This window comes from Solidesulfovibrio magneticus RS-1 (assembly GCF_000010665.1).
Classification (GTDB): Bacteria; Desulfobacterota; Desulfovibrionia; order Desulfovibrionales; family Desulfovibrionaceae; genus Solidesulfovibrio; species Solidesulfovibrio magneticus.
Map to the genome: position 1 here is coordinate 1,672,370 of NC_012796.1, position 25,900 is coordinate 1,698,269.

20 protein-coding genes and 1 tRNA gene are annotated in these 25,900 nt (G+C 58.9%); 14 read left to right on the top strand and 7 right to left on the bottom strand.

Annotation, left to right across the window (positions count from 1 at the left end):
- Positions 1-215: 215 nt before the first annotated feature.
- The 12 genes from DMR_RS06995 to DMR_RS07050 all read left to right on the top strand — a co-directional run bounded on the left by DMR_RS06995 (position 216) and on the right by DMR_RS07050 (position 17,168).
- Positions 216-2,045: a type I restriction-modification system subunit M gene (locus DMR_RS06995; protein ID WP_232502891.1), complete on the top strand. Its 1,830-nt coding sequence runs from the start codon at positions 216-218 to the stop codon at positions 2,043-2,045.
- Positions 2,038-3,321 (top strand): restriction endonuclease subunit S, encoded by a 1,284-nt coding sequence (locus tag DMR_RS23255; protein ID WP_015860218.1) that lies wholly within the window; start codon positions 2,038-2,040, stop codon positions 3,319-3,321. Before DMR_RS06995 ends, DMR_RS23255 begins: the two co-directional genes overlap by 8 nt.
- Positions 3,321-4,055, top strand: a complete 735-nt coding sequence (locus tag DMR_RS07005; RefSeq protein ID WP_015860219.1) for a DUF3800 domain-containing protein — start codon at positions 3,321-3,323, stop codon at positions 4,053-4,055. The genes DMR_RS23255 and DMR_RS07005 overlap by 1 nt, the downstream gene beginning before the upstream one ends.
- 112 nt (positions 4,056-4,167) lie before the next feature.
- A complete protein-coding gene (locus tag DMR_RS07010; RefSeq protein ID WP_015860220.1) occupies positions 4,168-7,308 on the top strand; it encodes a type I restriction endonuclease subunit R in 3,141 nt (1,046 codons plus the stop codon).
- Between the two features lie 105 nt (positions 7,309-7,413).
- Positions 7,414-7,635, top strand: coding sequence for a hypothetical protein (locus DMR_RS07015; RefSeq protein ID WP_015860221.1), 222 nt, complete (start codon positions 7,414-7,416; stop codon positions 7,633-7,635).
- A gap of 348 nt (positions 7,636-7,983) precedes the next feature.
- A complete protein-coding gene (locus tag DMR_RS24395; RefSeq protein ID WP_148208382.1) occupies positions 7,984-8,358 on the top strand; it encodes a hypothetical protein in 375 nt (124 codons plus the stop codon).
- 115 nt (positions 8,359-8,473) lie between these two features.
- Entirely contained in the window at positions 8,474-8,644 is a 171-nt protein-coding gene (locus DMR_RS07025; protein WP_232502892.1) for a hypothetical protein, read from the top strand.
- A gap of 592 nt (positions 8,645-9,236) precedes the next feature.
- Positions 9,237-12,227, top strand: coding sequence for a TOTE conflict system archaeo-eukaryotic primase domain-containing protein (locus DMR_RS07030; protein WP_015860223.1), 2,991 nt, complete (start codon positions 9,237-9,239; stop codon positions 12,225-12,227).
- A gap of 1,397 nt (positions 12,228-13,624) precedes the next feature.
- Positions 13,625-14,005 (top strand): DUF6573 family protein, encoded by a 381-nt coding sequence (locus tag DMR_RS07035; protein ID WP_043600240.1) that lies wholly within the window; start codon positions 13,625-13,627, stop codon positions 14,003-14,005.
- Positions 14,006-14,390: 385 nt separating this feature from the next.
- Positions 14,391-14,750, top strand: coding sequence for a hypothetical protein (locus DMR_RS07040; RefSeq protein WP_043600242.1), 360 nt, complete (start codon positions 14,391-14,393; stop codon positions 14,748-14,750).
- 263 nt (positions 14,751-15,013) lie between these two features.
- Entirely contained in the window at positions 15,014-15,571 is a 558-nt protein-coding gene (locus DMR_RS07045; protein WP_015860226.1) for a tyrosine-type recombinase/integrase, read from the top strand.
- A 550-nt stretch (positions 15,572-16,121) separates the two neighbouring features.
- Positions 16,122-17,168, top strand: a complete 1,047-nt coding sequence (locus tag DMR_RS07050) for a tyrosine-type recombinase/integrase (protein ID WP_015860227.1) — start codon at positions 16,122-16,124, stop codon at positions 17,166-17,168.
- 180 nt (positions 17,169-17,348) lie between these two features.
- Here the strand turns inward: DMR_RS07050 and DMR_RS07055 are convergent.
- The 3 genes from DMR_RS07055 to DMR_RS07065 form a co-directional block, all read right to left on the bottom strand.
- Positions 17,349-17,425: transfer RNA gene (locus DMR_RS07055), tRNA-Pro, on the bottom strand.
- Positions 17,426-17,569: 144 nt separating this feature from the next.
- Positions 17,570-18,586: an AmmeMemoRadiSam system radical SAM enzyme gene (gene amrS, locus DMR_RS07060; protein ID WP_043600243.1), complete on the bottom strand. Its 1,017-nt coding sequence runs from the start codon at positions 18,584-18,586 to the stop codon at positions 17,570-17,572.
- A 211-nt stretch (positions 18,587-18,797) separates the two neighbouring features.
- Positions 18,798-19,463, bottom strand: coding sequence for a hypothetical protein (locus DMR_RS07065; RefSeq protein WP_015860229.1), 666 nt, complete (start codon positions 19,461-19,463; stop codon positions 18,798-18,800).
- Positions 19,464-19,492: 29 nt separating this feature from the next.
- Here DMR_RS07065 and purM point away from each other — a divergent pair, with 29 nt between their 5' ends.
- A complete protein-coding gene (purM, locus tag DMR_RS07070; RefSeq protein WP_015860230.1) occupies positions 19,493-20,554 on the top strand; it encodes a phosphoribosylformylglycinamidine cyclo-ligase in 1,062 nt (353 codons plus the stop codon).
- 372 nt (positions 20,555-20,926) lie between these two features.
- Here purM and DMR_RS23260 read toward each other — a convergent pair whose 3' ends face one another.
- From DMR_RS23260 to rplM, 4 genes are all read right to left on the bottom strand, one after another.
- On the bottom strand, positions 20,927-21,871 hold the full coding sequence (locus DMR_RS23260; protein ID WP_173362472.1) for an IS110 family transposase: 945 nt from the start codon (positions 21,869-21,871) through the stop codon (positions 20,927-20,929).
- A gap of 188 nt (positions 21,872-22,059) precedes the next feature.
- On the bottom strand, positions 22,060-23,370 hold the full coding sequence (locus DMR_RS07080) for a radical SAM protein (protein ID WP_015860231.1): 1,311 nt from the start codon (positions 23,368-23,370) through the stop codon (positions 22,060-22,062).
- 81 nt (positions 23,371-23,451) lie between these two features.
- Positions 23,452-23,844 carry a 30S ribosomal protein S9 gene (gene rpsI, locus DMR_RS07085; protein WP_015860232.1) on the bottom strand — a complete coding sequence of 131 codons (393 nt, stop codon included), beginning with the start codon at positions 23,842-23,844 and terminating at the stop codon, positions 23,452-23,454.
- A gap of 24 nt (positions 23,845-23,868) precedes the next feature.
- The gene (gene rplM / locus DMR_RS07090) at positions 23,869-24,297 is read right to left on the bottom strand and encodes a 50S ribosomal protein L13 (protein WP_015860233.1); all 429 of its coding nucleotides are present in this window, start codon (positions 24,295-24,297) and stop codon (positions 23,869-23,871) included.
- 280 nt (positions 24,298-24,577) lie between these two features.
- Between rplM and DMR_RS07095 the strand changes: the two genes are divergently transcribed.
- On the top strand, positions 24,578-25,837 hold the full coding sequence (locus DMR_RS07095; protein ID WP_015860234.1) for an HD domain-containing protein: 1,260 nt from the start codon (positions 24,578-24,580) through the stop codon (positions 25,835-25,837).
- The last annotated feature ends 63 nt before the right edge of the window (positions 25,838-25,900 follow it).

Genomic DNA, 25,900 nt, shown 5'->3' on the forward strand with positions numbered 1-25,900 from the left:
CTGTCCCGGATTTCAGCGTTGTCAGGGTAAAAAGACTCCGAACCTGCCTGCGCGATTTGCTTGCCGCCCGCCGACCATTCCGATTGACGAACGAAGCTTTCAACCATAACCATTCCGATACATCTGGTTAGGGTAGCCTCCCGGGGCAATCTGCGCCGGCATCGCCATCGGTGACGCGTCTGGGCGTACCCTCCTAAAACATAAGGTATCGGCTCATGGCTTCGCAAGAGCAACACGACAAATTTCTTCAGGCCCTTGCCGATCTCGGCGGGAGCGCTGGCAATATACGACTCCGTGAGGCGCTGAACTGGGCTGAGAAGGCCTATGACGAGGTTCGCGACGAACTCCTGGCCGCCGGCCTTATCATTAAAGGAAGGGGACGTGGCGGGTCTGTCGCACTGGCTGGCGAAGCCCCGGTCGCCCAAGAAGCCCAGGCCACTTTGGTCGATATGCCGGAGCGTACATCCCCCAAGCCCAAAGGGCGAACTCCTAAGCCTGCTGGCACCGCCAACGGTAAAAGCAACGGGACGGGTGCAAATCTCGGCTTTGAGGGCGAGCTTTTCAAGGCCGCTGACAAGCTCCGGGGCAATATGGAGCCCTCGGACTACAAGCACGTCGCGCTGGGCCTGATCTTCCTCAAGCACATTTCCGATAGCTTTGAAGCCAAGCATGCGGCCCTGACGGCCGAAGACCCATCCTGCGCCGAGGACCCGGACGAGTATCTGGCCGAAAACATCTTCTGGGTGCCCAAGGAAGCTCGCTGGTCCCATCTCCAGGCCAACGCCAAGCAGCCCGGCATTGGTAAGATCGTCGATGACGCCCTGGTTGCCATCGAGGCCAAGAACGAGAGCCTCAAGGGTGTGCTGCCCAAGGATTATGCCCGGCCTGCCCTCAATAAGGTGATGCTCGGGGAGTTGATCGACCTCATCTCCGGCATCGGCCTTGGGACCGAGCAGGGGCAGTCCAGGGACGTCCTGGGCCGGGTCTACGAATATTTCCTCAGCCAGTTTGCCGGCTCGGAAGGTAAGCGCGGGGGCGAGTTCTATACGCCCCGGTCCGTGGTCCGGGTGCTGGTCGATATGCTGGAGCCCTTCAAGGGCCGCGTCTACGACCCCTGCTGCGGTTCCGGCGGTATGTTCGTCCAGTCCAACAAGTTCGTGGCCGAGCACGGCGGCCGCCTCGGCGACATCGCCATTTACGGGCAGGAGTCGAACTACACCACGTGGCGGCTGTGCAAGATGAACTTGGCTGTCCGGGGCATCGACTCTGACATCCGCTGGAACAGCGAGGGCAGCTTCCACAAGGATGAACTCAAGGACCTGCGGGCCGACTTCATCCTGGCCAATCCTCCCTTCAATATTTCCGACTGGGGCGGGGAGCGGTTGCGGGAAGATGTACGCTGGAGTTTCGGCATCCCGCCTGCCGGGAACGCCAACTTCGCTTGGTTGCAGCATATCTTTCACCATCTTGGTCCGAACGGGACGGCCGGCGTGGTTCTGGCCAACGGCTCCATGTCGTCGAGCCAGTCCGGTGAAGGTGACATCCGCAAGGCCATGCTCGAAGCCGACGTAGTGGATTGCATGATCGCCCTGCCTGGGCAGCTATTCTATTCGACCCAGATTCCGGCCTGCCTGTGGTTTCTGGCTCGCGACAAGGCCAACCACGGCTTCAGGGACCGCCGGGGTGAGGTGCTTTTCATCGACGCCCGCAAGCTCGGTCATCTGGTTGACCGCACCCGTCGGGAGTTCTCGGCCGAGGACATCGCCAAGATAGCTGGCACCTACCACGCATGGCGCGGTGAGAAGGACACGGGTGAATATGAGGACGTGCCCGGCTTCTGCAAGGCAGCTTCGTTGGAGGAGATCAAGGGCCATGGCTATGTGCTGACGCCGGGGCGCTATGTCGGGGCCGAGGTCGTGGATGATGACGACACGCCCTTTGAGGAGCGATTTGTCGCGCTCAAGGAGAGGCTGGAGGGGCAGTTTGTCGATGCGGAGAGGTTGACTGCGACGATTCGGGTACGGTTAGGGCTTTTAGATGTCTAGGCATCCAGTAGTTCACACTCCAGTAGAAGCGTCTGAGTGGGCAGTCCGGCGAAGATGGTTTTGCCTCGCTGAGCTTGCTGACGGTATTTTTGATTGTCCTCATTCAACGCCAGAGCTTACTGCAGATGGACCATTCCTTGTCAGATCGCAAGACATACGCACTGGTTTCGTAGATATTTCTAAGCTCGCACATGTTGCAGAAAAAACTTTTCTTGACAGGGTGTCTAAGGCTACTCCTGAGGAGGGGGACATACTCTACAGCAGAGAGGGTACATATTTTGGCATAGCTGCCGAGATTCCAAAAGGACTTAGAGTTTGCCTGGGGCAGCGCATGGTTCTCATTAGGCCAAAACGGTCAAGGTTGGCTTCTCGTTTTTTAAGATACTGGCTTAATTCTGGAATATTATCGCGGCATTTGCATGGTTTTCGGGATGGCACTGTCGCAGAACGCCTTAATATGCCGACAATCCGAGCCATCCCTGTTCCGGATTTTCCCTTGAAAGAACAACAAGCCATCGCCGCCATCCTCGGCTCCCTCGACGACAAAATCGACCTGAACCGCCGCATTAACGAAACCCTTGAAGCCATGGCCCGGGCGATCTTCAAGGATTGGTTCGTGGACTTCGGCCCTACGCGAGCCAAGATGGAAGGCCGCGCCCCCTACCTCGCCCAGGAGATTTGGAATTTGTTCCCGGATGCGCTGGATGACGAGGGGAAGCCAGTGGGGTGGGAATACAGGCCGGTCGGAGATTTCGCTGAATTACGTGGTGGGAAACAGCTTGAGAAGGAAAAAATTGCTGCGTGTGGTGCCATCCCTGTCTTTGGAGGCGCAGGCATAATGGGCTACACAGATAGTTACAATGCCGATGGATTTGTGATAGCTGTAGGAAGGGTTGGAGCTTATTGTGGGCAATTTTTCGCACACCGCGGACGTGCCTGGATAAATAACAACGCATCCTTAATTCGTCAACGCGACCAATGTAATGGTGAATGGCTTTATTGTGCGCTTCGACATGCAGATATCGATGTCATAAAAAAAGGGGCAGCACAGCCTTTTGTTTCAAACACCGACGTGGCGAACTTGCCTATCATTTGGCCGGGACATGCTACTCTTTCCACATTGAGTAAGATTTTGGTTCCTTTGATGGTGAAAGCCGAACACAATAACGCCGAGATCGACAGCCTCGCCCAAACCCGCGACTTCCTTCTTCCCAAGCTCATGTCCGGCGAAATCCGCGTCAAGGACGCCGAGAAAGCCGTGGGGGCCGTGCTCTGATGAAGGTCCTCTTTCTCGACGAGTCCGGCGACCACAACCTGTCCGTGATCGACCCGCAGTACCCCATGTTCGTCCTGGGCGGCGTGATCATGGGAAAATCCTATGCCGAGGGAGCGCTGGCCCAGGCCTTGGCGGAGTTCAAGCAAGAGATGTTCGGGCGAACGGACATCGTCTTGCACACCGCTGACATCACCAGGAACCGTAACGGATTCGAGGAGCTAAAGAATTCATCCTTCCGGGCAAAGTTCTACACCGGCCTGAACGCCTTGCTCCGTCAGCTAGATTTCTCAGTTGTCGCTTGCGCCATCCATAAGGACCAGCACCTCAGCCGCTACGGCGTCGCCGCCCTGGACCCGTACCTGCTCAGTCTCGACGTGCTGGTGGAGAGGTTTTGCTTTGATGTCGGCCGGGTGAGCGGGGGAGGGCTGATCGTGGCTGAAAAACGAGACTCGACCCTGGATCGCCAGCTTGACCTTGCTTGGTTGAACCTCAAAATCCAAGGCACGCGGTTCGTCCAGGCCCATGACATCGAGGACCGCATCTTGGGACTCAATCTCCGCGCCAAGAAGGACAACATCGCCGGCCTTCAATTGGCCGATCTGGTAGTTTCGCCCATAGGTCGCCACGTCTTGGGCAAGCCGGATAAAGAAGACTGGTTCATCGTTCAGGAAAAATTCAGACGAAACCGACGAGGCGTCATCGAGGGGTACGGGCTTGTGACCTTGCCCAAATAAAAAGGGGCCAGCCCCCGCTACGCAGTGACCAACCCACAGTTGGTAAATCAGACAGCGGGGGGAATTAGTCAAGGCCAAAATTTCGATTTCGGAAAGAATCAGGGGAGGGGCCATGGCTTTTATCTCCGAAGCAGACGTCGAGGGCGTCCTGCTCGAAACGCTGGGCAGCCTCGGCTACGCCGCCACCTCAGACCTCCAAATCGGCCCTGACGGCCATGCCCCGGAGCGTGAGGCGTACTCAGACGTCTTCCTTCAAAAACGTCTGGAAGCCGCTGTGGAGGCCCTTAATCCTCATATCCCGGCCGAGGCCCGGCACGACGCCATCCGGGCGCTGATCGCCACCGAATTCCCTAATCTGACCGAAGAGAACCGCCGCCTCCATCGCATGATGGTCGAAGGTGTGGACGTCGAGTTCCCCCGAGACGACGGCTCCATTGCCGGCGACAAAGTGCGCCTGATCGACTTTGACACCCCGGATAACAACGACTGGCTGGCGGTCAACCAGTTCACGGTGATTGAAGGAAAGATCAACCGCCGCCCCGATGTGGTGGTCTTCGTCAACGGTCTGCCACTTGGCGTCATCGAACTCAAGAACCCCGGCACCGAGAACGCCGACCTGGAAGCCGCCTTCAACCAGTTGCAAACCTACAAGACCCAGGTCACGTCCCTTTTCCGCACCAATGCCGTCCTCGTTACCTCCGATGGCCTCCAAGCCCGCATCGGCTCCCTGACGGCCAACCAGGAACGGTTCATGCCCTGGCGCACCACGGACGGGAAAGAGGTCGCCAAGAAAGGACTGCCCGAACTCCACGTGCTTATCGAGGGGGTCTTTGAGAAGCGCCGGTTCCTGGACCTGATCCGCGACTTCACCGTCTTCGGTGAAACCGGCTCCGGCATTGCCAAGATCATCGCCGGCTACCACCAGTACCATGCCGTGCGCCATGCCGTGGCCCATACCGTCAAGGCGGCCGCGCCCAAGGGTGACCGTCGGGCAGGAGTCATCTGGCATACCCAGGGCTCGGGAAAAAGCCTGCTCATGGCTTTTTACGCCGGCCAGTTGGTGCGATGTCCTGAACTCGAAAACCCGACCATCGTGGTCATCACCGACCGCAACGATCTCGACGACCAGTTGTTCAACACCTTCTCCATGTGCCGTGACCTCATCCGGCAGACGCCCATCCAGGCAACGAACCGCGAGGATTTGCGCAAGGCCCTCAACCGTGCGTCCGGTGGCGTCATCTTCACGACCATCCAAAAATTCACACCCGAGAAGGGCGACTCGGAATACCCCTTGCTCACCGACCGGCGCAACGTGGTGGTCATCGCTGACGAAGCCCACCGGAGCCAGTACGGGTTCAAAGCCAAGGTGGCCCAAAAGACCGGGGAGATCGCCTACGGATTCGCCAAATACCTGCGGGATGGCCTGCCCAATGCCTCCTTCATCGGCTTCACCGGGACGCCCATTGAAAAAGACGACGTGAACACCCCGGCGGTCTTCGGTCACTACATTGACATTTACGACATCAGCCGCGCCGTCGAGGACGGAGCCACGGTGCCGCTCTATTATGAAAGCCGTCTTGCCCGGATCGAACTCTCCGCCGAGGAAAAGCCCAAGATCGACGAAGAAATCGAAGAGTTGACCGAGGACGACGCCGTCAGCGAGCAAGAGGCATTGAAGCGGAAGTGGGCCACGGTCGAAGCCCTGGTGGGCGCTGAAAAACGGCTCAAGCTCATCGCCCAGGACCTTGTTCGGCATTTCGAGGATCGGGTGGCGGCCATGGACGGCAAGGCCATGGTGGTCTGTATGAGCCGCCGCATCTGTGTCGCCCTTTACAACGAAATAGTGGCCCTACGGCCGGCGTGGCACAGCGATGATGACAATGAGGGCGTGGTCAAAGTCGTCATGACCGGTTCCGCGTCCGACCCGGCGGACTGGCAACCCCATGTCGGCAACAAAGCCCGACGAGAATTGCTGGCCAAACGGGCCAAGGCTCCGAAGGACACGCTGAAGTTGGTGCTCGTCCGCGACATGTGGCTGACAGGCTTTGACGCCCCATCCATGCACACCATGTACGTCGACAAGCCCATGAAGGGCCACGGCCTCATGCAGGCCATTGCCCGGGTCAACCGGGTTTTTCGTGACAAGCCGGCCGGGCTCGTCGTTGATTACATTGGCATCGGGCAGAGCCTCAAAAACGCCCTGGGGCAGTACTCAGCTTCCGACAGGAGCCAGGCAGGCATTGACGAAGGAAAGGCCGTCGCCGTCATGATGGAGAAATTTGAAATCGTGACCGCGATGTTCCATGGGTTCGATTACCAGCGAGCCATGACCGGGACCGCCCATGACCGGCTCATGGTCATGGCCGAGGCCCTGGATTGGATTCTGGAACAGCAGCATAAGGCCGCCGAGAAGGAAACCGACGACGGCAAGAAGAAAGAAGCCCATCGTCGTTTTCAGGATGCCGTGCTGGCTCTGTCCAAGGCGTTCGCCCTGGCCGCAGCCAGTGATGAGGCGCGGTCCATACGAGACGAGGTCGCCTTCTTCCAAACCATCCGCGCCGCGTTGACCAAGACCGGCATCGGAGGAGGAAAAACCACGGCTGAGCGTGAGTTTGCGGTCCAGCAACTCATCAACCGGGCCGTGGCTTCGACCGAGATCGTGGACATCCTCGCCGCCGCCGGCTTGAATACACCGGATATTTCCATCCTGTCGGATGAGTTCCTGGTCGAAGTGCAGCAGATGGAGAAGAAGAACCTCGCCCTGGAGGCGCTGAAAAAGCTCCTGAATGGCGAAATTCACTCCCGCACCCGGACCAACGTGGTCGAAACCAAGAAATTCTCCGAGCGCCTGGAGAAAGCCATTGCCCGGTACCACACCAACGCCGTCAGCACCGTCGAGGTCATCCAGGAGTTGATCAACCTCGCCAAGGACATTCGGGAGGCTCGGCTTCGCGGTGAGGCACTTGGGCTGTCCCAGGACGAGATCGCTTTCTATGATGCCCTGGCCGAGAACCAAAGCGCTGTAGATGTCATGGGGGACGCATCCTTGCGGGTCATCGCCCATGAGCTATTGACCAGCCTCAAGGGTAGCATCACCGTCGATTGGGCACACCGGGAAAGCGCCCGTGCCAGGATGCGAGTGCTGGTGAAGCGGATTCTTAAGCGGCATGGCTACCCGCCCGACCTCCAGGACGCAGCCATCCAGGTGGTCCTACAGCAAGCGGAGGCGTTGTCGGCGCAGTGGGCCGCCTGATTCCAGCAGCAGCAAAATAATCTTTCCCCCTTTTACCCGTGACCAACTCCTTGGCCCAGGATACCCTTCTGGCAAATTCCTCAATGCCACCAGGAGGGTCACCCAATGAACCTTGGAGACGACCAATTACTTGACCTGAAGGATGAGCTTGCAGCCGCCTTTCGTCCCATGGAGAACTTGTTCAAGGTCATGGGCAGCGCGTCCGTAGGCGAGGGCGGTGAGACGGCTCGGCTCTGCTCGGAAATCGGCTTGGAACTGGCCCGGAGCTTTCGAATCAAGCTCGACGCCGCCCTGGAAAGATTGACGGCCGAGACACGCCGGTCCTGACGTTGCTCGAGATCGCCCCGGCATAGTAACCCCGCCGCTTTCGCTGACAGACTAATTCGACTGTAAAGCACTAATTTCATACGAAATAACGCTGTATCACGTGCGTGGCAATCTGAACCACCCTGCCAACACCGAAGACCAGCCCTCCTGATTATTGCCTCCACCGCAACCGTGACGAGCATATTGGGTGCCCCAGTACCGGGCCAGCCAGCAGTGGCCTGTTCAACGCCGTGCCTTGGTCCGCAGACTGGCCCTCCAGAACATTACAAAAAATTAATCTAAGACCAGAGGGCACTGTCCCGGCCTAGTAAAAAGATGATGACAGTATCACACTGATCGATAAAAGTAATGAGCTCGTCTACAACTCTAGTTGTCTGCCTTGAGCAAGGCGAGGAATTGCCTATTTTTGGCGTGATGCTTAGAAGTATTTCGCAGGACGGAGACGGCCGCTCCAACACGCGATTGGCAGAAGCAACGAATGCACACCTCAACAAAGGAATAATTATGTCGACAACCCCTGAAGATTTTTCTCATTTGACCTTTGAGCTTAAGATGGCATTAGCCGAAGCGGTTCACAACTACGTCGCGAAAAGCAAACTCCCGTTAGATTCAGTAGTCAGCCTCAATATGGCAGCAAAAGTTGAAGCAGACCATTATGACACGGGTGATTTCGACGCTTTTTGCGACTTTTTTGCAGCGCTTAACGTCAATATCGCTCTGTAAAATCGGTGAATACATGCCATGTGGAGTGTTTGTTTGCCAGATGACACTCCAGTGACTGGCTATGTGATGACAATGATTGGCAATTAGATTCGAGAAAGAAGAAATGAAGACTATCATGGAACTTGCCGCCGAGACGCAGGCGGCCATTGAGGCGATGAAGAACAAATGTAAACCGACCTGCTCTCCTCAGGACCGTGATTCCTGCCGCTGTTGCTGGAATCTTGAAATCGAACTTGAGCGCCTCATGCGCCTTTACCACGGAGTCAAGGACGCAACTGGGCGTTAACCTGTGCCCCGGGCACCTCCTACGCCAGGGGGGTGCCCCTTTTCTTTTTGCACAATACGCACGGCGACAAGGCTTTCAACCAAGGACAGAACATGCGAGCCGAGGCCTCATGCCAGATAAAGGGCAAGCCCAACGACCAGCGAAAACGCCGCTCCACCTAGCCTTATGCGACAGGGGGACTTCGACGCCGCCGGCTCCGCCCAGTATCCAGGCGCGTATAATGGACGCTCACAGCCACAGACAGGAGACGCCCCGCAAAGCCTGGCAGGCCCAAAAAAAGCACTTGACCCAATGGCTTGACTTCTGTTTGTGCAATGCTCATTATTTCACTTGAAACGACTTTTGCAAGGAGGTGGGCCTCGTAAAAAACGGACGAGAATTGTATTTGTAGCTGACAAGAATTGATTTTTCTCTCCTCCCACCTGCATTAGCCCCTGAATCCTCGCCAATCGTCCCGCACAAGCAGGCCAAAACACGTTGGCTGAGGATTTTTGTTGTCTTCAACGCGACGTCCGACGTTTTTCAAATAGGCGGACGGTGCAGGATTCTTGTGGTGGTTCACGAGCCCATGTGTGCTACCTGGAGAAAAATCATGAACGGGCAAATCGATTATTACGGGCTGTTTAAGTCCATCTTCCGTGGCCGGGACGACGTTGTCCCCAAGCACTTCACAACTGCCGGCACGAACGGCAAAACCGGGCGCTCAGGCTACGCGCCAATTTGCAACAACTTCTGGAAAACAGGCATTTGCCCCAAGGCTTCAGGTGATAAGACCGCCTGCGACAAGTGTTCCTCCCGCGACTACGTCCCCTTGTCCGACGCGCTGCTCCAGGGGCATTTCGAGGGCAAGCACATCCTCGGTGTTTATCCCTTGCTCCCGGACGGGACATGCTGGTTCGTCGCCGCCGACTTCGATGACCACAGTGGCGACCGCAATCCCCTCGCTGATGTCCTGGCCTATGCCGAAGCCCTGACCACGGCAGGGCTCACCCCCTACGTCCTGCGCTCGAAGTCCGGCAAGGGCTTCCACGTCTACTTATTCTTCGCAGCCCCTGTGCCTGCCTGGAAAGCTCGCCGTGTCGCCTTCTCTTTGCTTCAGGAGGCGGGGCTTGTCGGTGAAGACGTGTCGGTTAATAGCTTCGACCGTCTGTTCCCGAACCAGGATGAACTCAGCCCTACGAAGCCGCTGGGGAACCTGATCGGACTGCCCTATCAAGGTGAAGCATCCAAATTCGGCCACACCCTGCTCCTGGACCCTGCATCTGACTACACGACGGCTTTCACCGAACAACTGGCCGTGCTCACTTCGCTCATCCGCGCTAGCGAAGCCGACCTCGACACCATCATCGCGGCCCGGGGCTTGGCCAAGGATGCTCCCAAGGTGGCGACTCCCTCAGCCCTCGGTGGTGCTGTCCCTGCGACGACAAAACCGATCCAGGTACCGGCCTTGATTCCTGAGACAAAACGCAACGACACCCTGTTCCGGGTGGCGGCTTCCTTACATGCAAAAGGTTTGTCGGATCAGGCCATCCGCGAAGCCCTGCTGGCTGAAAATGCCGCCAAGTGTGTGCCGCCCCTGGACACGCAAGAGGTCGAAGACATCGTCCAGAACGTGACCGCCCGCTATGCCAAAGGAGTCTCGGCGGCTGTCGCAGTGCCTGGAGCGCTGGCTTCTTTGGATGCGACAATGACCGCTGCGTCGGGTAATGCCGCCCCTACCCAACTGCCCACTATTCACTCCATGCTCCCCGATGCGCCGGTATCCGCCAATGCCGTTGTGCCCGGGAAAATGAACCTCAGCCTTCATGACGGGATTGCGGCGTGGGTCGATAACGGAAAAGGCCAAGCCGGGTTTAAGCACGTCTTTCCCGTTGCCATCGTCCTCGTCGAACGTTTGAAATGCGTCCACACCGGCAAGGAGCAGGTTAAGCTGGCGTGGCACATGGACGATGCTTGGCATTTTCAGATTGTCGACCGCAAAGTCATCGCCGACACGCGTGATATCGTTTCATTGGCAAGCTACGGACTCCCTATTACTAGCGAGCACAAGGAGTTCCTCGTCAAGTATCTCTCGGCATACGACTTTGTAAACCGCCGATGCATCCCGTTAATTCAAGTTAGCAGTCGTTTTGGCTGGCAAGACGGCAACGAATCCTTTCTCTGGGGCCGCAACCTCATCACACAAGATGGAATGTTGTCCGCCGCCGCGATCAATACCAAAAACGGCCCATCAGCCATCGGAGCCGCCACTATCGTCTTCCGTGGCAGTGACGACGGGGATGAACAGGTGGCGGACGGTTTTGTCTGCTCAGGTTCGTTAACGGGTTGGCTCGCCACAGCCAATCGCGCCATCGTCCATCCTATCCCCTTCGTCGTCATGCTGGCTTCATTCGCGCCGCCGCTGCTGACCTTGATCGGTGCGAGCAACTTCGTCGTCGAAACAGCGGGCATCACCTCCACGGGCAAGACCTCGACCCAACGTTTGGCCGCTTCGGTCTGGGGCTGTCCCGACGAACGTGCTGAAGCGTCCGTATTGCACACCTGGGATACCACACGCATCTGGGTCGAGCGCACCGGTGGCCTGCTCAATGGTCTCCCCTTGATCCTCGACGACACCAAGCGTGTCTTCTCGAGCCTGCCGCAGAAAGAAGCACGTGCTCTGGTGAATGCCGTGGTCTACGCCTACGCATCAGGGAAAGGCCGTGGCCGTGGAAGTGTCCAGGGAACACAACGCACCGGATCATTCCGCTCTGTCTTGATCTCGTCGGGTGAGGAGCCCTGCACCGGGGCCAGCACACAACATGGCGGCGCTCGTGCTCGCGTCCTTTCGCTCTGGGGAGCACCGTTTGGCTCAGCTCCGCAACCGGATTTGGTCAAGGATGTGAACGTGACCGTGATGGCAAACTACGGCTTCGCCGGGCCTTATCTGGTCCGCCATCTGCTGATGCACCGCGCCTACTGGGCTGTGTGGAAGGAGGAGTTCCAGCAGCTTCAAGGGTTCTATGCGACCCTGGCCGAGGGCAATAACGTGGCCGGCCGTTTGGCTGAAATCTTCGCCGTCCTTGAGTTCACCGCCCTTCGTCTGCTGGAGGCACTTCCGGGGCTGGTCCTTCCACGACCGACCCGGGAGGTCTTGCGGGGTATTTGGGATGCGACAGTTGCCGACGCCGCCCAAGATGCCGACCGTGCCCTGGCCGCCCTGCGTGATGTAGCGGAATGGGCCATTGCCAACCAGCAGAAGTTCTACGGCCGCCATAAGTCCGATAGTACTGGACACCCGATTGAGCCCCATGGCGGCTTTGTTGGGCGCTTTGACGCCGGTGATTCCTTTACTTATATATCCTTCCTGCGCAAGCCGTTATGTGACCTCCTTGAGAAGTTTGGGCACGATGTCTCGGCCACTGTCCGTGTCTGGTCCGAGCGCGGTTGGCTCCTGGCCGATTCAAAAGGTCGAAACCAGCGCCAAGTTCGCATAAACGGGACAAAGCCCGCTGCCTACTGCATCAAACGCGCCGCCCTTGAAACCGAAGTGGGCATGGACTTCCGTCCCGATCAAGAACCGCCAAATCCGTTCGGCTCCTAGTCCAGGTTTGCTATTCTAAGTGGGTTGTCCTGAGGGTTTTGGGGCTCTCAGGACAGCCTCAGTACAAAAAAATCTAATAATTTTATACAGTTAAATGATTTTGTACTGAGAAAATCGTGTACTGAGCACCCAGCATACCCTCCCCTGGAAGGGTGGCACCGCGCCCGGCCCCACCGAATAAAAACAGTTTTTGGGGGAGACCCCCGGGGGCCTCAGTCTCAGTACCTTTTGAGATAAAATATTGAAATTATTTAAAAAAAGTGTACTGAGCGCGTCCTGAGGGGTCAGTACACCACAGGGAGGGCCACTTCCGATGTATAAAAAATTATTTAAATCATATCTCTACTTACATGGCAGTCGAAAAACGACCTGTTCGGTGCGATATCTATTCAAAGTTTCCGATAGATATTCATGAACGACAATATTTTACTATATTATCAAAAAATTCGTGACAAGTTATTTTGTAACATTTGGCAAAACCAGTCCATAAGTTGGTCGTGTGTGCCTTGAAGTCTCGACAGTCCAGTTCCGATGTTAGTTCGGATGGCTTTGCTGCCCAAGCAAAACCAAGGCTAAAAAACCTCACCTTCTCCGTGGATATCACGCTGCGTCGTCCTCATCGAACGCGGATGCCGGAGAAGTGCATACTCGTCACGGAGCGATCCGGGCGGGGGAGTTGCTGATGCCGAAGCACTGGCCCGTAGTCCATCAATTGGACGAAACCGCTGGCCCATACGTCGACGAAAACCCGGCCGTTTGAAGTCCGTGGCTCACAAGCCTCAAGGGACGCCACCGAAGGGAATGGTGCGAACCCTGACGTATGCGGCGATTAGGTGCGGGACGGCGCTGACGTGACTGTCGATATGACCAAGGAAAGTCTCCCTGTCTTGCTCTTATATTAAGACGCAAAGGCGTGAGGGCCTGAGACATCGAGATGGCTGCGTATCTGTAAGGGATACACCGGAGTGACGCTTCTAAATGCTAAAATCCTGCAAATAAAAAAATTACGAGCTTTTTGAATACAAATTATAGTAAAATTAGTTCAAAACCACCGCAGATTGCGGACAATACATCATCTTTAGTGCTTTTTGCTATAAAATCAAACCTCAAATGCGTCACTCCGGCGTCGCTGGATGCGGGAAAACCGCCTGTCCAGTGGCAAACGGGGGTCGGTACTGGCAACAGTCCTTCCTATCGTAAGGCCTCATCGCCGTCGCTCCTACCGGGGCCTCGGCAATGGGGCTGGGACTGTTTTCAACAGGGATTGTCCGGCTTCGGCTGGAGCAATCCCTTTTCCTTTTTTTCATAGCTGGACCGGCGTCCGAAACCGTGACCACTCCGGCTGGGCCAGGGTATCCTTACTCCATTTATTCCATTTTAAACGGGAGGATGCCAACATGGACGACAACCGGAACCTGATTTTCTCTTACACCCGCGCCCAGGCCATCGAGGACGGCGTCTTGATCGACGTGACCGCCCAAGCGAAGGAGGCCGGCTTCAAAATCCACACCGTCGTCACCGACAACCTGTTCCACACCTACATCGCGCCGCCGGCTGGCCTGGAAGGCGAGGGGCAAAGTGTTTTCGGGCGGCTCCACGATCTCTTCATGGTCCTGCGAACGGCCATCCTCGGCAAATCCGCTACGGATTACCTCGAACTTGACGTTCTTTTCCTGATGGCACCCGGTCGCCGCGAGCGTGTTCGGATCATCACTGTCGTCGGTCCTGGTGATGACGGCGAACCGGTCATGACCTGCATGCTGGAAGGCGACGATTAGCTCGGCTGGTCCTATGGGTGGGGTCTTCTCCTGTGCAGGGCAGCGGTCGCTATTTTCAAAATGATAGCGAGGGCCAGGCTCCCTTTGGGGGTGCCTTTTTCCCGGATCCCTTTTGGGGACGCCCCTTCCAGGCCCCCGGAGCCCCCTATACTCCCCATTCCTGGGGTTTTGAGGGCTTCCCCGGGGTTTTCTGTCCCCCAGACCCAAAAGCCCCGGAAATCGCATCCTCGGCCCAAAGCCGCTTTTTCAGGGAGAATAAGTTCGCAGTCACATGGTCCAACCTGCTGATTTTGCGTGAAAAACGCTAGGTTTGTGCGCTTTTTTGACAGAATTCTGCTGTTATTACAGATATTTAATACAAAACAACTACAAGAAGGAGTTCGCCATGGCCAAGAAGCCCGAAGCCACCGAGACTGAATCCACAAGAATCGAATCTCGATATCAACCCGGCCTGCTGCGCCAATGCATCTCCGAAAACCTCTCGGCAGACTCCATGATGGAGCGGCTGGGCATCCTGCACAAGCAGACCTTGCGCAAGCACTTGCTCCGACTCATGGCCGAGGACAAAACCTTCTACGACATTGAAGGCCTCTTCCTGCGTGGCAGCAACCTCCCCAAGGTCAATCCCAAGGGTAGGCTGACGCTGAACCTGCGCGGCATCATCATCGCCGGCCAGGAGGTACGCGAAGGTGACGTCTTTCAGGTCCAGATCGAGGAAGACCGCATCGTCATCACCCGAGGATAACCCGCAACCGAGGGGTCCAGCCGCAAGGCATGGACCCTTCTCTCTTTCGGAGCATCCCGCCGCCGGCAAGCCCGGTGCAAACGATGCCATTCCCAAAGCCGCTTTCTTCTCAAGAAGCGGCATTGGGCCAGGATTTCTCCAAAAGGCTATTAGCTTCAACGAGATACATGGAGTTGGGCCACCGGCCAAGCTCCCAGTGCCATTTTCAAAGATCGGTTTGATCCTTTCCCAAAGAAAAACATGCTTTCCAGGAGGTTGAAGCCATGAAGGTCCAGCCCTTTACCGAATTGCGCCACGTGCGCAGCATCAAGCGACTTTTGGTCGACAGCCCAAGGGACAAGCTCCTGTTTGTCATGGGCGTCAACTCCGGCTTGCGGGTTCAAGACCTGCTGGCTCTCCATGTCGCCGCCGTGCGAGGCTTGAAGCTCGGTGACCGCATCTCCATCCAGGAGAAGAAAACCGGCAAGCCCAACGTGCTCATCGCCAACAAGGAAATTTTGGCGGCCCTTGAGGAGTACTTCGCCATCGCACAGCCCGAGGACAGGCACTACCTGTTCAAAAGCCGCAAGACTGCGAACTCGCCCCTGACAACTCTGTCCGTCACCAAGAAGGTGAAGTCCTGGGCCGCCGCCATCAACCTCAAAGGCAACTTTGGCGCGCATACCCTGCGCAAGACCTGGACCTACCACCAGCGCCGTGAATTCGGCGTCTCCTGGGAGGTCTTGGCCAAGCGGCTGAACCATTCCAGCCCATCCGTGACTCGGCGCTACCTCGGAATTCAAGACGAGGAGGTGGAACAGGTGCTCATGAATGCTCTGTAACCATCTATCATAAAATGGTTTATCGAGCGTGGGTCGCTTTGGCGACAACCCTTCGTCAGGGCGGCCCACTTTTTTTCAGCCGGTGCTCTTCATCGGTAAACAGATTCTCCTTAACCTGCCTATATGCCGTGAGAAATGGCTGCTAGTGACACGAAAATAATTTTTGTACGAAGCAAAATATCGCTTTCTATATGATTGAGCCTAGCAGGAGAGAGCCTCACAAAGTGTTGCAGGGTAAACGAGGCAACTTGAAGACGGCTAACTTACTGCAATATAAGACAACTTTGGATGCGCTGGGCATTAAGCTCGTGTAGTGTCTGGCCCATGTCGGTCGGGCCATTTTTAACACCAGCGAAAGCTGCCGAGTATTGCGGGTACAGCGCCCGACGATTCCGCACGCTCTCCAGGGAATTTTGCATCCCGAAGTATGGCCCGCATCAAAATAGATTTTGTGTCTCCGATCTTGAACGGTTTATGAAGTCGCCGTCAACCTTTTTGGATGGTGCGACGGAGGAAGCCAGGACGCCTTTGAAGTTGGAGGTTTAGGGTTATGTCGGTCCATAAGAGAAGCAACAACGGCACCTATTACGTGGCCTACCGTGACGGCAACGGCCGCCAGCATACTCGATCCTTTGGGAAGGGACGGGACGGGAAGCGTGAAGCCGAGAAGTTCGATGAGCAGGTCAAGGCCCACAAGGTAATCGAAGTTCCTTTGGAGCCTGCCCCGCCTACCTCTGGGAAAAAGATTTTTCTTGATGAACTGTCCCAGATGTACATCAACGCCAAGAAAGCGGAGGGAAAGTCAATCCGCCGGCTCAAAGAGCTTGCCGTCATCCTCGAACGGCACATCATTCCCGCCTTCGCTCAACGCCCAGTTGAGCAGATACGCTTCGACGAAATCATCAGCCTTGTCGGAAAGGTCTATGCGAAACGCTCGCCCGTGACGCGGGGCCGGTATCTCGCATACCTCAAGACCGTCTTCCAGTTCGGCGTGGACAACGAGTTGATCGAAAAGAACCCGCTGCGCCGCTGGAAGAAGCCCAAGGAGCGTCCCCGTGACACCAGACTCACCGTCACCGACTTGAACAAGATCAAGGCCGCAGCAGAGCCTCATTTGGCCTGGGCTATCGAGGTCGCCTGGAACCTCGGCGTGCGGACAGGACCATCGGAGCTGCTTGCTTTAAAGTGGAGCGATGTGGACTGGGAAAACCAGACGGTCACCGTCTATGCTACCAAGACCAAGACCCGCAGGATCATACCCATCTCTGACGAGTTCCTTGCGCGGCTTCGGGAAGTGAAGGAGGCCGCCCAGTCGCCCTTCATAGTCGAATACCAAGGGCGGCCGGTGAAGCAGATCAGCCGGGCCATGAGGACGGCGTGTCGGCGGGCCGGGATCACCTACCCCGTGGTCCTGTACGACGTCCGGCACCTATTCGCGACGACCCTCCTGCGGGAAGGCGGCGATTTGTCTGCGGTGAGCAATCTGATGGGGCATTCCTCGATCCAGATGACCGCGAACAACTACTACCACCTGCTGGGCGATGAAAAACGCAGGACTATCGCTAAGTTGCCGCGACTGGAGCAAGATGCCCGCTGAACCCGTCTCACATGGGACGCAGTGGGGCGAACAGCATCCTGTCAAAAGTTAGCAGCATCCCTGCCAAATGTTATCTCACTTTTCACGAGGAAAAGCGGGCGGTTGGCCAAAAGGTTATCCAGCCAGGTTATCCAAAAGCGAAAGGGGACAGGAACCAATGTCCTATCCCCTTGAAATAATTGGTCGGGGCGAGGTGATTTGAACACCCGGCATCCTGCTCCCAAAGCAGGCGCGCTACCAGTCTGCGCCACGCCCCGACGAAGAGGGTTCTCGTTACTGCAACTCTCCGCCCAAGGCAAGCAGGCATCCAGCCTGGACTCTCGATTTTCGGCGGCTGTCGGCGATGGCCGCCGTCACGGGGTGACAGGAACGCTGCTCGCGTTGCCCGCACCCCCGGCACGCTAGGGCAGCCCCACGCCGGCAATGGCCGCGCCGCAAGCGCCGCAATGCCCATCCACCGTGCGCGCCGCGGCCAGCCCCATACCTTGACGCTCCATCAGCCGCTCGCCGCAGCCGGGACAGTAGGTGGTGCTGCGGGCCGCGTCGTGGACGTTGCCCACATACACATAGCGCAGCCCGGCCTCGCGGCCAATGTCCCAGGCCAGGGCCAGGGTGCGCGTGGGGGTGGGGGGCCGGTCGCGCATGGCGAAATCGGGATGGAAGCGCGAGATGTGCCAGGGCGTGTCCGGTCCAAGCTCCTTGACCAGAAAATCGGCCAGCTCGCGCAGTTCCTCGGGCGTGTCGTTGAGGCCCGGGATGATCAGCGTGGTCACCTCCAGCCACCAGCCCAGCTTGCGGATGGTGACGAGGTTTTGCAGCACCGGCCGCAGCCGTGCGCCGCAGACGCGGTGGTAGAAGTCGTCCCGCATGGCCTTGAGGTCGATGTTGGCCGCGTCGATGCGCCCGGCCAGGGCGTCCAGACAGGCCCGGCTCATGAAGCCGTTGGAAACCATGATGTTTTTGAGGCCCTTGGCCTGGGCCAGCTCGGCCGTCTCGGCCATGAGCTCGTAAAACACCGTGGGTTCGGAGTAGGTGTAGGACACCGAGGCCGCGCCGCTGCGTTTGGCGGCTGCCGCCAGTCCGGCCGGATCGACGGTCTCGCCGGCAATGGCCTTGCCCTGGCGCGGGGGCTGGGACAGGCCGGCGTTCTGGCAAAAGGCGCAGGACAGGTTGCAGCCCATGGTCCCGAAGGAAAAGGTCGTCGTGCCCGGCAGGAAATGGTAGAGCGGCTTTTTTTCCACCGGATCGAGGTTCACCGCCGCCACCCGATCATGGACCAGGGTGAAAAGCGCGCCATCCCGATTCTCGCGCACCCCGCACAATCCGCGCCGGCCGGGGGCTATGCGGCAGAAATGGGAACACAGCCGGCAGGATACGCGGCCGTCGGGCAGGGCTTTCCACAGCGCGGCGGGATGCATGGCGACCTTCCTTGCTTGACGTTGGCGGCGTTGGAGCGGCGGCGGCACGGCATACGCTCTTGAAACTGGCGGAGATTGGGCAATATACAGCATGTTTGCCGCGTTTTGTCACGCCGTGAATGCCTCGCGGCGCTCTTGTCGGCTGACCTGGGGGAGCGGCAGACGGGCTACGGGAGTTTCCCCGCCCGCCTTGGGGGCGACGGCAATGCCCTCAGGAGCCGTTGCCGGCGGCCGGAGGAACTTGGCCCTGGGGCTGGCCGGCCTGATTCCACTGGTTCCAGGGATTGCCCTGGTTGCCGGGGCCGCCGGGGTGCCCTTGGGGCGGCTGGCCGCCCTGGCCGGGGCCGCCGGGGTGTTGCCCCTGGCCCGGCTGGCCGTATTGTCCGTATTGCCCGGGTTGGCCTTGCCGACCGGGCGGTTGTTGGCCTTGCTGGCCGGGCTGTTGGCCGCCGGGACGGCCGGATTGTCCCGGTTGCCCTTGTTGGCCTTGCTGGCCGTAGGGGCCGGGGGGCATGCCGATTTGCGGATAGATGTAGAACGGGCCGGCCTGGGACTGGCCCTGGTCCTTTTTGGGGCGCGGGCCGACCTGCATGGTGACGTTGCCGTCATCGTCGCGGCCGAGCTTGCCGTGGTCGATGGTGCCGATGCGCGTATCGCGCCGGGGGGCGTCGTCGCGGTCCCAGTCGCTGGGGGACGGCGGCTCGGGCGGCGGGCCGTAGGCCGGGGACTGGCCGGACGGGCCGGGACCGCCGTCAGCCAGGGCCGGGCAGGGCAGGGCGAGGGCCAGGGCGGCGGCCAGGAGCATCGCCAGGGTTCGGCCCGGGACCGCGTTCCCTTGAACTCCGTCGGCAAAGCGGCTAGCATGGCGCGTTTTCATACGGCATTTCCCCCAAGGAGCGACCCATCATGGCCGACAGAGCGGCAGCCTACAAGGCGGCGGGCGTCGACATCGACGCCGGCAATACCCTGGTTTCGCGCATCAAGTCCCTTGTGGCCGGCACGTACGGCAAGGGCGTCCTTTCGGATATCGGCGGTTTCGGCGGGCTTTTCAAGCTCGACACCGAGACCTGCGCGGAACCGGTGCTGGTCTCCGGCACCGACGGGGTGGGCACCAAGCTCAAGCTCGCCCATGAGTTCGCCAAGCACGATACCATCGGTATCGACCTTGTGGCCATGTGTGTCAACGACATCCTGGTGCAGGGCGCGAAGCCCCTTTTCTTCCTCGACTACTTCGCCACCGGCAAGCTGTCCGTGGGGCTGGCCGAGCAGGTCATCACCGGCATCGCGGGTGGCTGCAAAGAGGCCGGCTGCGCGCTTTTGGGCGGTGAGACGGCCGAGATGCCCGGTTTTTATGCTGACGAGGAATACGACCTGGCCGGCTTTTGCGTGGGGCTGGTGGACTATCCCAAGATCGTGGACGGCTCGTCCATCGGCGTTGGCGACGTGGTCATCGGCATCAACTCGTCCGGGCCGCACTCCAACGGCTATTCGCTGATCCGCAAGATTTTCGCCGCTTCTGGGCTTACGGGCAGCGATCCCCTGCCCAATTCCACCCAGACCATGGCCGAGGCGCTGCTCGCCCCCACCCGCATCTACGTCAAGACCGTGCTCAACTTGCTGCGCGATTTCGAGATTCGCGGCATGGTCCACATCACGGGCGGCGGCTTCTACGACAACGTCAACCGCGTCCTGCCCAAGGGCGTGGCCGCCAACATCCGTTTCGGCTCCTGGCATGTGCCGCCGGTGTTCGACTGGCTCAAGGCCCAGGGCAACCTGACCTGGCCGGAGATGCTTCAAATCTTCAACTGCGGTGTGGGGTACATGCTCGTTGTGGCCCCGGAGATCGCCGACGACGTGATGCAGCGGTTAAAGGCCCTTGGCGAGTACGCCCGGGTCATCGGCCGCATCGACATCCGCAAGGACGGGGCCGAGCAGGTTGAGGTCGTCTTCCCGGACGGCGAAGCCTAGGTAGTGTCCAGGAACGGCGCAGGAACAGCCTAAAACCAGGAGTTTTTAAAAAATACGCTCGTATTTTTGAGGGACGTTAAGCCTAGAACGGGCTTCTCCCGAAACGCCGATGCCGCCCCTGGCGCGCCCCGGAAATCTCCGGTCCGCGCCAGGGGCGGCGTTTCTTTTGGGGCTTGCGTCCTTGGCGGAATCCTGGCCGTGGGCGACGGGAGTTCCCGTCAAGCGCCATCCAAACGGTTTCTTTGGCTTCCCGGCCGACAGAGCACCAATCACCGCCGAACCCCCTTTCACTTTTCCATTCGGGGGGTCCGGGGGCCTCAGGCCCCCGGCCGCCGGAGCAACGGTGTTCTGAGTCAACCGATAATCAGGGATCTACGCCGCGTGTGCGTACTGTCCCCACGGTTGCCCGGATCGCACCATTGCATTCAAAATCGTTATCAACTTTCGCATCGAAGCAACTGCGGCGACTTTATGTGGTTTGCCGGCTTCCTTGAGGCGATTGTAAAAATCACGTATGACGGGATTGTATTTTTTAGCTGACAAGACAGCCATATATAATACAGATCGAACATCACTTCGACCTCCCCATACACGACGTTTTCCTCGACGCTTTCCGCTGTCACAATTCAAAGGGGCAACCCCAACAAGAGCAGCGATCTCCCGACGATTCAACGTTCCAAGCTCAGGCAGATTGGAAAGGAGCGACCTTGATAGGACATCTCCGACTCCAGGGACGCTCCGGAGCAAATTGTCTCGCTCACGCCAAATCGGACTCGCTCGTACTACTGTGCCAAGATGCGTGTCGATCTCAGACAATCGTTCCTCAAGCCAGTCAATATTCTTCTCTATATCTGCTCTTACCGAGCCATAAGCACGAGTAAAACGATTTTTTTCCATGACAAGCATTCGAATGAGTTGGTTGCGCCTGGACATTAGCGAACTCATTTCTTGCGCTTGCTCGTCCTTCAGAGGGCGTACTTCAGGCTCCATCTGCTTGCCAAAAAGAGCAAGAATCTCAGCGTCAATCTTGTCTGTTTTAGCCAGCCGTCCTTTAGCTCGCGCAAAATCCCGAGCCTGGCGGGGATTGATGACTACAACGGGGAATTTCTTGAGACTCAATGCCGTGGCAACAGGAATTTGAAGGCCGCCAGTCGCCTCGATGATAATAAGCTTTGGACGAAATTTTGAAAATTTCCTGCAGATAGCTTTTATACCATCGGGGTCGTTAACAAATTGAAAGTCATTTCCGTCAGGAAGCGTGTGGACATCAAGAGTTTCCTTAGAGACATCAATTCCGATGAAACAGTCAGCAGCCATGTACATTCCTCCAGTACCCAGCCTTGTGATACGGGCTCTTAGCCCAAGCAACGGTTCGGGCTTCATGGAAGAAGGGGACGACGATCATGGCTCCGGCTCGAGCTTAAAACTCAAGGCAATTTCGACCTATCGTCCCCTTGACCCCATCAAGCTAACCTCGATGGGGAAACATACAAGGCATCTTCCCCTTATTCTTCCTCTTTATCCCTCAATCCGTCTCTATCCCCCAAGTACGGATTGAAATACCCGAATTTCAACCATGGGCAGGACTTGCGCAGGCGTTTGCGGAAGTGGGCCAGCCCCATGGAGGCCTGGCGGGCGGGATCGGCCAGGACGCCGCTTGCGGTCGCCACCTGCATGTAGAGTTCGGGATCGAGATTGAGGTTGCGCAGCTGGATGAAGTCCACCTTGTGGGTATCGACCAGTTCGGTGAGCGCGGCCAGTTCGGCCTCGGTGTCCGTGACGCCGGGGAAGAAGAGGTAGTTGAGCGACACGAAGAGTCCGCCGGCCTTGGCCCGGGCGATGGACTGGCGCACGTCGGCGAAGGCGTAGCCCTGGGGGCGGTAGTAGGCTTCGTAGAGGGCCGGTTCAGCGCTGGACAGGCTCACGCGAATCGACGACCCGCCGGCGGCGGCGAAGGTCTCCACGGCGTCGGGCAGGCTGGCGTTGGTGTTGATGTTGACCGTGCCCTGGCCGCCGGACTGGCGAAAGCGCGTGACGGCCTCGCCGATGACCTTGGCTTCGGTGAGCGGTTCGCCTTCGCAGCCCTGGCCAAAGGAGAAGACGGGGCGCTTTTCGCGGCGGCCGTGTTCGGTCATGACCTCGACGATTTCCTGGGCCGTGGGGCGAAAGCGGATGCGCGTCTGGGTCGAGGGGAAGCCGGAGTCCGGGTCCTGGAGGGACAGGCAGCCGATGCAGCGGGCGTTGCAGGCCCGGGAGGTGGGCAGGGGCGCTTCGAAGCGGCCCAGGGCCAGGTTTCGGGCGGCCGGGCAGCAGGAGGTGAGCGCGCAGCCCGAGAGGTGCTCGATGAGGCGGTTTTTGGGGAACTTGCGGCGCAGGGCCTGGGCGCCTTTCATGATGCGGTCGCGGGGGATGCCGGTGAAAATCTGGCGCGGGTCGTTGTCGACCTTGGCCGCGCAGACGTAGAAGCGGTCGCCGCTAAACCCCACCGCGCCGTAGGCGAACAGGGGCAGGGTCGGCGCGCCGTCGCGGGCGGCGTAGGCGGCGGTGGCCGAGAGCGTGTAGCCTGGGCTGACGAAGGCGGCCACGGCGCGTTCGTCCATGTGTTCGATTTCGCCGGAATCGGGATCAAAGCCCAGGGCGTCGCGGCCGGGCAGCAGGAAGAGTTCGGACTCCGGGGGCAGGGCGATGATTTCGTCGGGCCTGGGCGGTTCCAGGCGGTCGCCCCGGCGCACGAGCATTTCCAGGTCCGGGTGGTCGTAGATGTTGCCGTCGTCGTCGGCAAAGACGAGTTTGGGGCGGGGCTTGTGTTCGGCCATGGGGACCTCCTTGCGCGAACGCCAAAAGGCGGAACCGCTTTCGCGGTTCCGCCTCGAATCGTCCTGTAATCGCCGCGTGGATTAACGCTTCGAGTACTGGAAGCGGGCGCGGGCGCCGCGCTGGCCGTACTTTTTGCGTTCCTTTTCGCGGGAGTCGCGGGTGAGCAGGCCGGCCTTCTTGAGAACGCCGCGCAGCTCGGGGTCCAGGATGCACAGGGCCCGGGAGATGCCGTGGCGCACGGCTTCGGCCTGGCCGGTCATGCCGCCGCCGGCAACGTTGACCTTGACGTCCAGACGGCCTTCCAGCTTGGTCAGGGCCAGGGCCTGGCGCACGATGGCCAGCAGGGTGGGCCGGGGGAAGTACTCTTCGAAGGGCCGGTCGTTGACGAGGATGCGGCCATTGCCTTTGTAGAGGCGGGTGCGGGCCACGGCGGATTTGCGGCGGCCTGTTCCGTAGTAAAATTCGTCGCTCATTGGTGCGTTCTCCGGGATGCCGGGTTAGACGTCCAGGGTTTCGGGCTTCTGGGCCTCGTGGGGGTGGGCTTCACCGGCGTAGATCTTCAGCTTCTTGAGCATGGCCCGACCGAGACGGTTTTTGGGCAGCATGCCGCGCACGGCCTTGCGAATGACGTCTTCCGGCTTTTTGGCCAGCATGTCGCGCAGGGAAGTTTCCTTCAGGCCGCCGATCCATCCGGAGTGGCGGTAGTATTTCTTCTGGTCCAGCTTGCGTCCGGTGGTCAGCACCTTGGCGGCGTTGACCACGATGATGCAGTCGCCGGTATCCATATGCGGGGCGAACTCCACCTTGTGCTTGCCGCGCAGGCGAACGGCCACGGCGGAAGCGAGGCGGCCGAGGATCTTGTCCGAGGCGTCGACCACGAACCAATTGCGGGTAATATCTGTGGGCTTCGGGCTAAACGTTTTCATGGCGGCTCCTCTGATGTGCTCGAAAGACGAATCCTGTATTCCCGGGGCGCGCGGTTGTCAACTGGAATTTTCGTCCGGCCCGGTCCGGGCGGCGCGCCCAAAGCCCCTGTCGGCGTTGGTCTGGGGCTATTTTGGGGGGACGGCGGAGGCGTAAATTTAGCGCATTTGGAACCCGAAGACAACACGGCGTGTTTGGCGTAGTCTGCCCAAAAGGGCGAGGCCCTTTGTACGCAGGAGCGGGGCTCGTCCGGGGCCGGCCGCCGTGATCCAAGGAGCAGGCATGGTCAGCGTGCGCAAGGGGCTTTTGCAGTTTCTGTTTGCCGGGTCGTTCATGAAGCGCTGGAACGACAAGCACCGCAGCATGGATCTGGTGGAGGTGGACAAACAGGCCCATAAGATGATGGTGGCCTGGATGCTCTATGAGCTGAATTCCGAAGGCCTGTCCGAACCCGACAAGCTGGCGCTGGGCCTGGAAATCGTCGAGGGCGGGCTTTTCGAATACCTCTACCGGCTGGTCATCACCGACATCAAGCCGCCGGTCTTCTATAAGATCAAGGCCAACCCGGCCCACTACCGCCAGCTCACCGACTGGGTGCTGGACCAGCTCGAACCGCGCGTGCGCGAACTGGGCGAAGGCTTGTGGCAACGGCTGACAACCTATCTGGCCGTGCCGGAGGGCGACTCCCCGGCCCGGCGCATCCTCGACGCCGCCCACCTCTACGCCAGCGGCTGGGAATATTCCTTAATAAAGCGCGACAACCCCTGGGACGACGAACTCCTCGACATCGAGTCGTCCTTTACTGGTGGTCTGGCCCGGTTTGCCGACCTGCGCGGCGTGACCGACCTGGCCGACGGGCTTTTTGCTGGCAAAAAAACGCCGCTTGGGCATTTCGGCCGGCTGCTCGGGCAGTTGCGCTTCCAGACCCGCTGGTCCCAGACGCCGCGCATCCCGGAAACCTCGGTCCTGGGCCACATGTTCCTGGTGGCGGCCTACGGCTATTTCTTCAGCCTGGCCGTGGGGGCTTGTCCGGCCAGACGCCTCAACAATTTCTTCGCCGGCCTGGTCCACGACATGCCGGAACTTTTAACCCGCGACATCATCTCGCCGGTCAAGCAGTCGGTGAGCACCCTTGGCGACATGATCAAGGAATATGAAGAGCGCGAACTGGAGCGGCGGGTGTTTTCGGTGCTGAAAAACGGCGGCTATGCCGGGCTGGCCGACCGGCTGTCCTATCTGCTCGGCATGGAAGTGGGGTCGGAATTTTATGAGACCATCCGCGACGAGGGCGGCAGCGCCGTGCGGGTGACACCGGCCGATCTGGACGGGCGCTGCAACCTCGACGCCTTTGATCCGAAAGACGGCGAGCTGCTCAAGGTCTGCGATTCCTTGGCCGCCTTCATCGAGGCCTACACGGCGCTTAGAAACGGTATCACTTCCGATCAGCTCCAGCAGGCTGTCTGGCGGCTTCGCAACAAATATTCCTCCGTGGTGCTGTTTGGCCGGGTGCACATCGGGGCGCTTTTGGCGGATTTTGACTGAACGGGACTAGGCAAACCGGCGCGGCTCAGGCTACATTGCGGCTTTCCACGCCATCGGAGACGA

Coding starts and splice junctions, on each gene's coding strand:
- DMR_RS07010 (WP_015860220.1), top strand. CDS start 4,168: ATGGCTTTTATCTCCGAAGCAGACGTCGAGGGCGTCCTGCTCGAAACG.
- DMR_RS07005 (WP_015860219.1), top strand. CDS start 3,321: ATGAAGGTCCTCTTTCTCGACGAGTCCGGCGACCACAACCTGTCCGTG.
- DMR_RS23255 (WP_015860218.1), top strand. CDS start 2,038: ATGTCTAGGCATCCAGTAGTTCACACTCCAGTAGAAGCGTCTGAGTGG.
- DMR_RS07065 (WP_015860229.1), bottom strand. CDS start 19,463: ATGAAAACGCGCCATGCTAGCCGCTTTGCCGACGGAGTTCAAGGGAAC.
- DMR_RS07080 (WP_015860231.1), bottom strand. CDS start 23,370: ATGGCCGAACACAAGCCCCGCCCCAAACTCGTCTTTGCCGACGACGAC.
- amrS (WP_043600243.1), bottom strand. CDS start 18,586: ATGCATCCCGCCGCGCTGTGGAAAGCCCTGCCCGACGGCCGCGTATCC.
- rplM (WP_015860233.1), bottom strand. CDS start 24,297: ATGAAAACGTTTAGCCCGAAGCCCACAGATATTACCCGCAATTGGTTC.
- DMR_RS07045 (WP_015860226.1), top strand. CDS start 15,014: ATGAAGGTCCAGCCCTTTACCGAATTGCGCCACGTGCGCAGCATCAAG.
- DMR_RS07035 (WP_043600240.1), top strand. CDS start 13,625: ATGGACGACAACCGGAACCTGATTTTCTCTTACACCCGCGCCCAGGCC.
- DMR_RS23260 (WP_173362472.1), bottom strand. CDS start 21,871: ATGGCTGCTGACTGTTTCATCGGAATTGATGTCTCTAAGGAAACTCTT.
- purM (WP_015860230.1), top strand. CDS start 19,493: ATGGCCGACAGAGCGGCAGCCTACAAGGCGGCGGGCGTCGACATCGAC.
- DMR_RS07025 (WP_232502892.1), top strand. CDS start 8,474: ATGGAACTTGCCGCCGAGACGCAGGCGGCCATTGAGGCGATGAAGAAC.
- DMR_RS07015 (WP_015860221.1), top strand. CDS start 7,414: ATGAACCTTGGAGACGACCAATTACTTGACCTGAAGGATGAGCTTGCA.
- DMR_RS06995 (WP_232502891.1), top strand. CDS start 216: ATGGCTTCGCAAGAGCAACACGACAAATTTCTTCAGGCCCTTGCCGAT.
- DMR_RS07095 (WP_015860234.1), top strand. CDS start 24,578: ATGGTCAGCGTGCGCAAGGGGCTTTTGCAGTTTCTGTTTGCCGGGTCG.
- DMR_RS07030 (WP_015860223.1), top strand. CDS start 9,237: ATGAACGGGCAAATCGATTATTACGGGCTGTTTAAGTCCATCTTCCGT.
- rpsI (WP_015860232.1), bottom strand. CDS start 23,844: ATGAGCGACGAATTTTACTACGGAACAGGCCGCCGCAAATCCGCCGTG.
- DMR_RS07050 (WP_015860227.1), top strand. CDS start 16,122: ATGTCGGTCCATAAGAGAAGCAACAACGGCACCTATTACGTGGCCTAC.
- DMR_RS07040 (WP_043600242.1), top strand. CDS start 14,391: ATGGCCAAGAAGCCCGAAGCCACCGAGACTGAATCCACAAGAATCGAA.
- DMR_RS24395 (WP_148208382.1), top strand. CDS start 7,984: ATGAGCTCGTCTACAACTCTAGTTGTCTGCCTTGAGCAAGGCGAGGAA.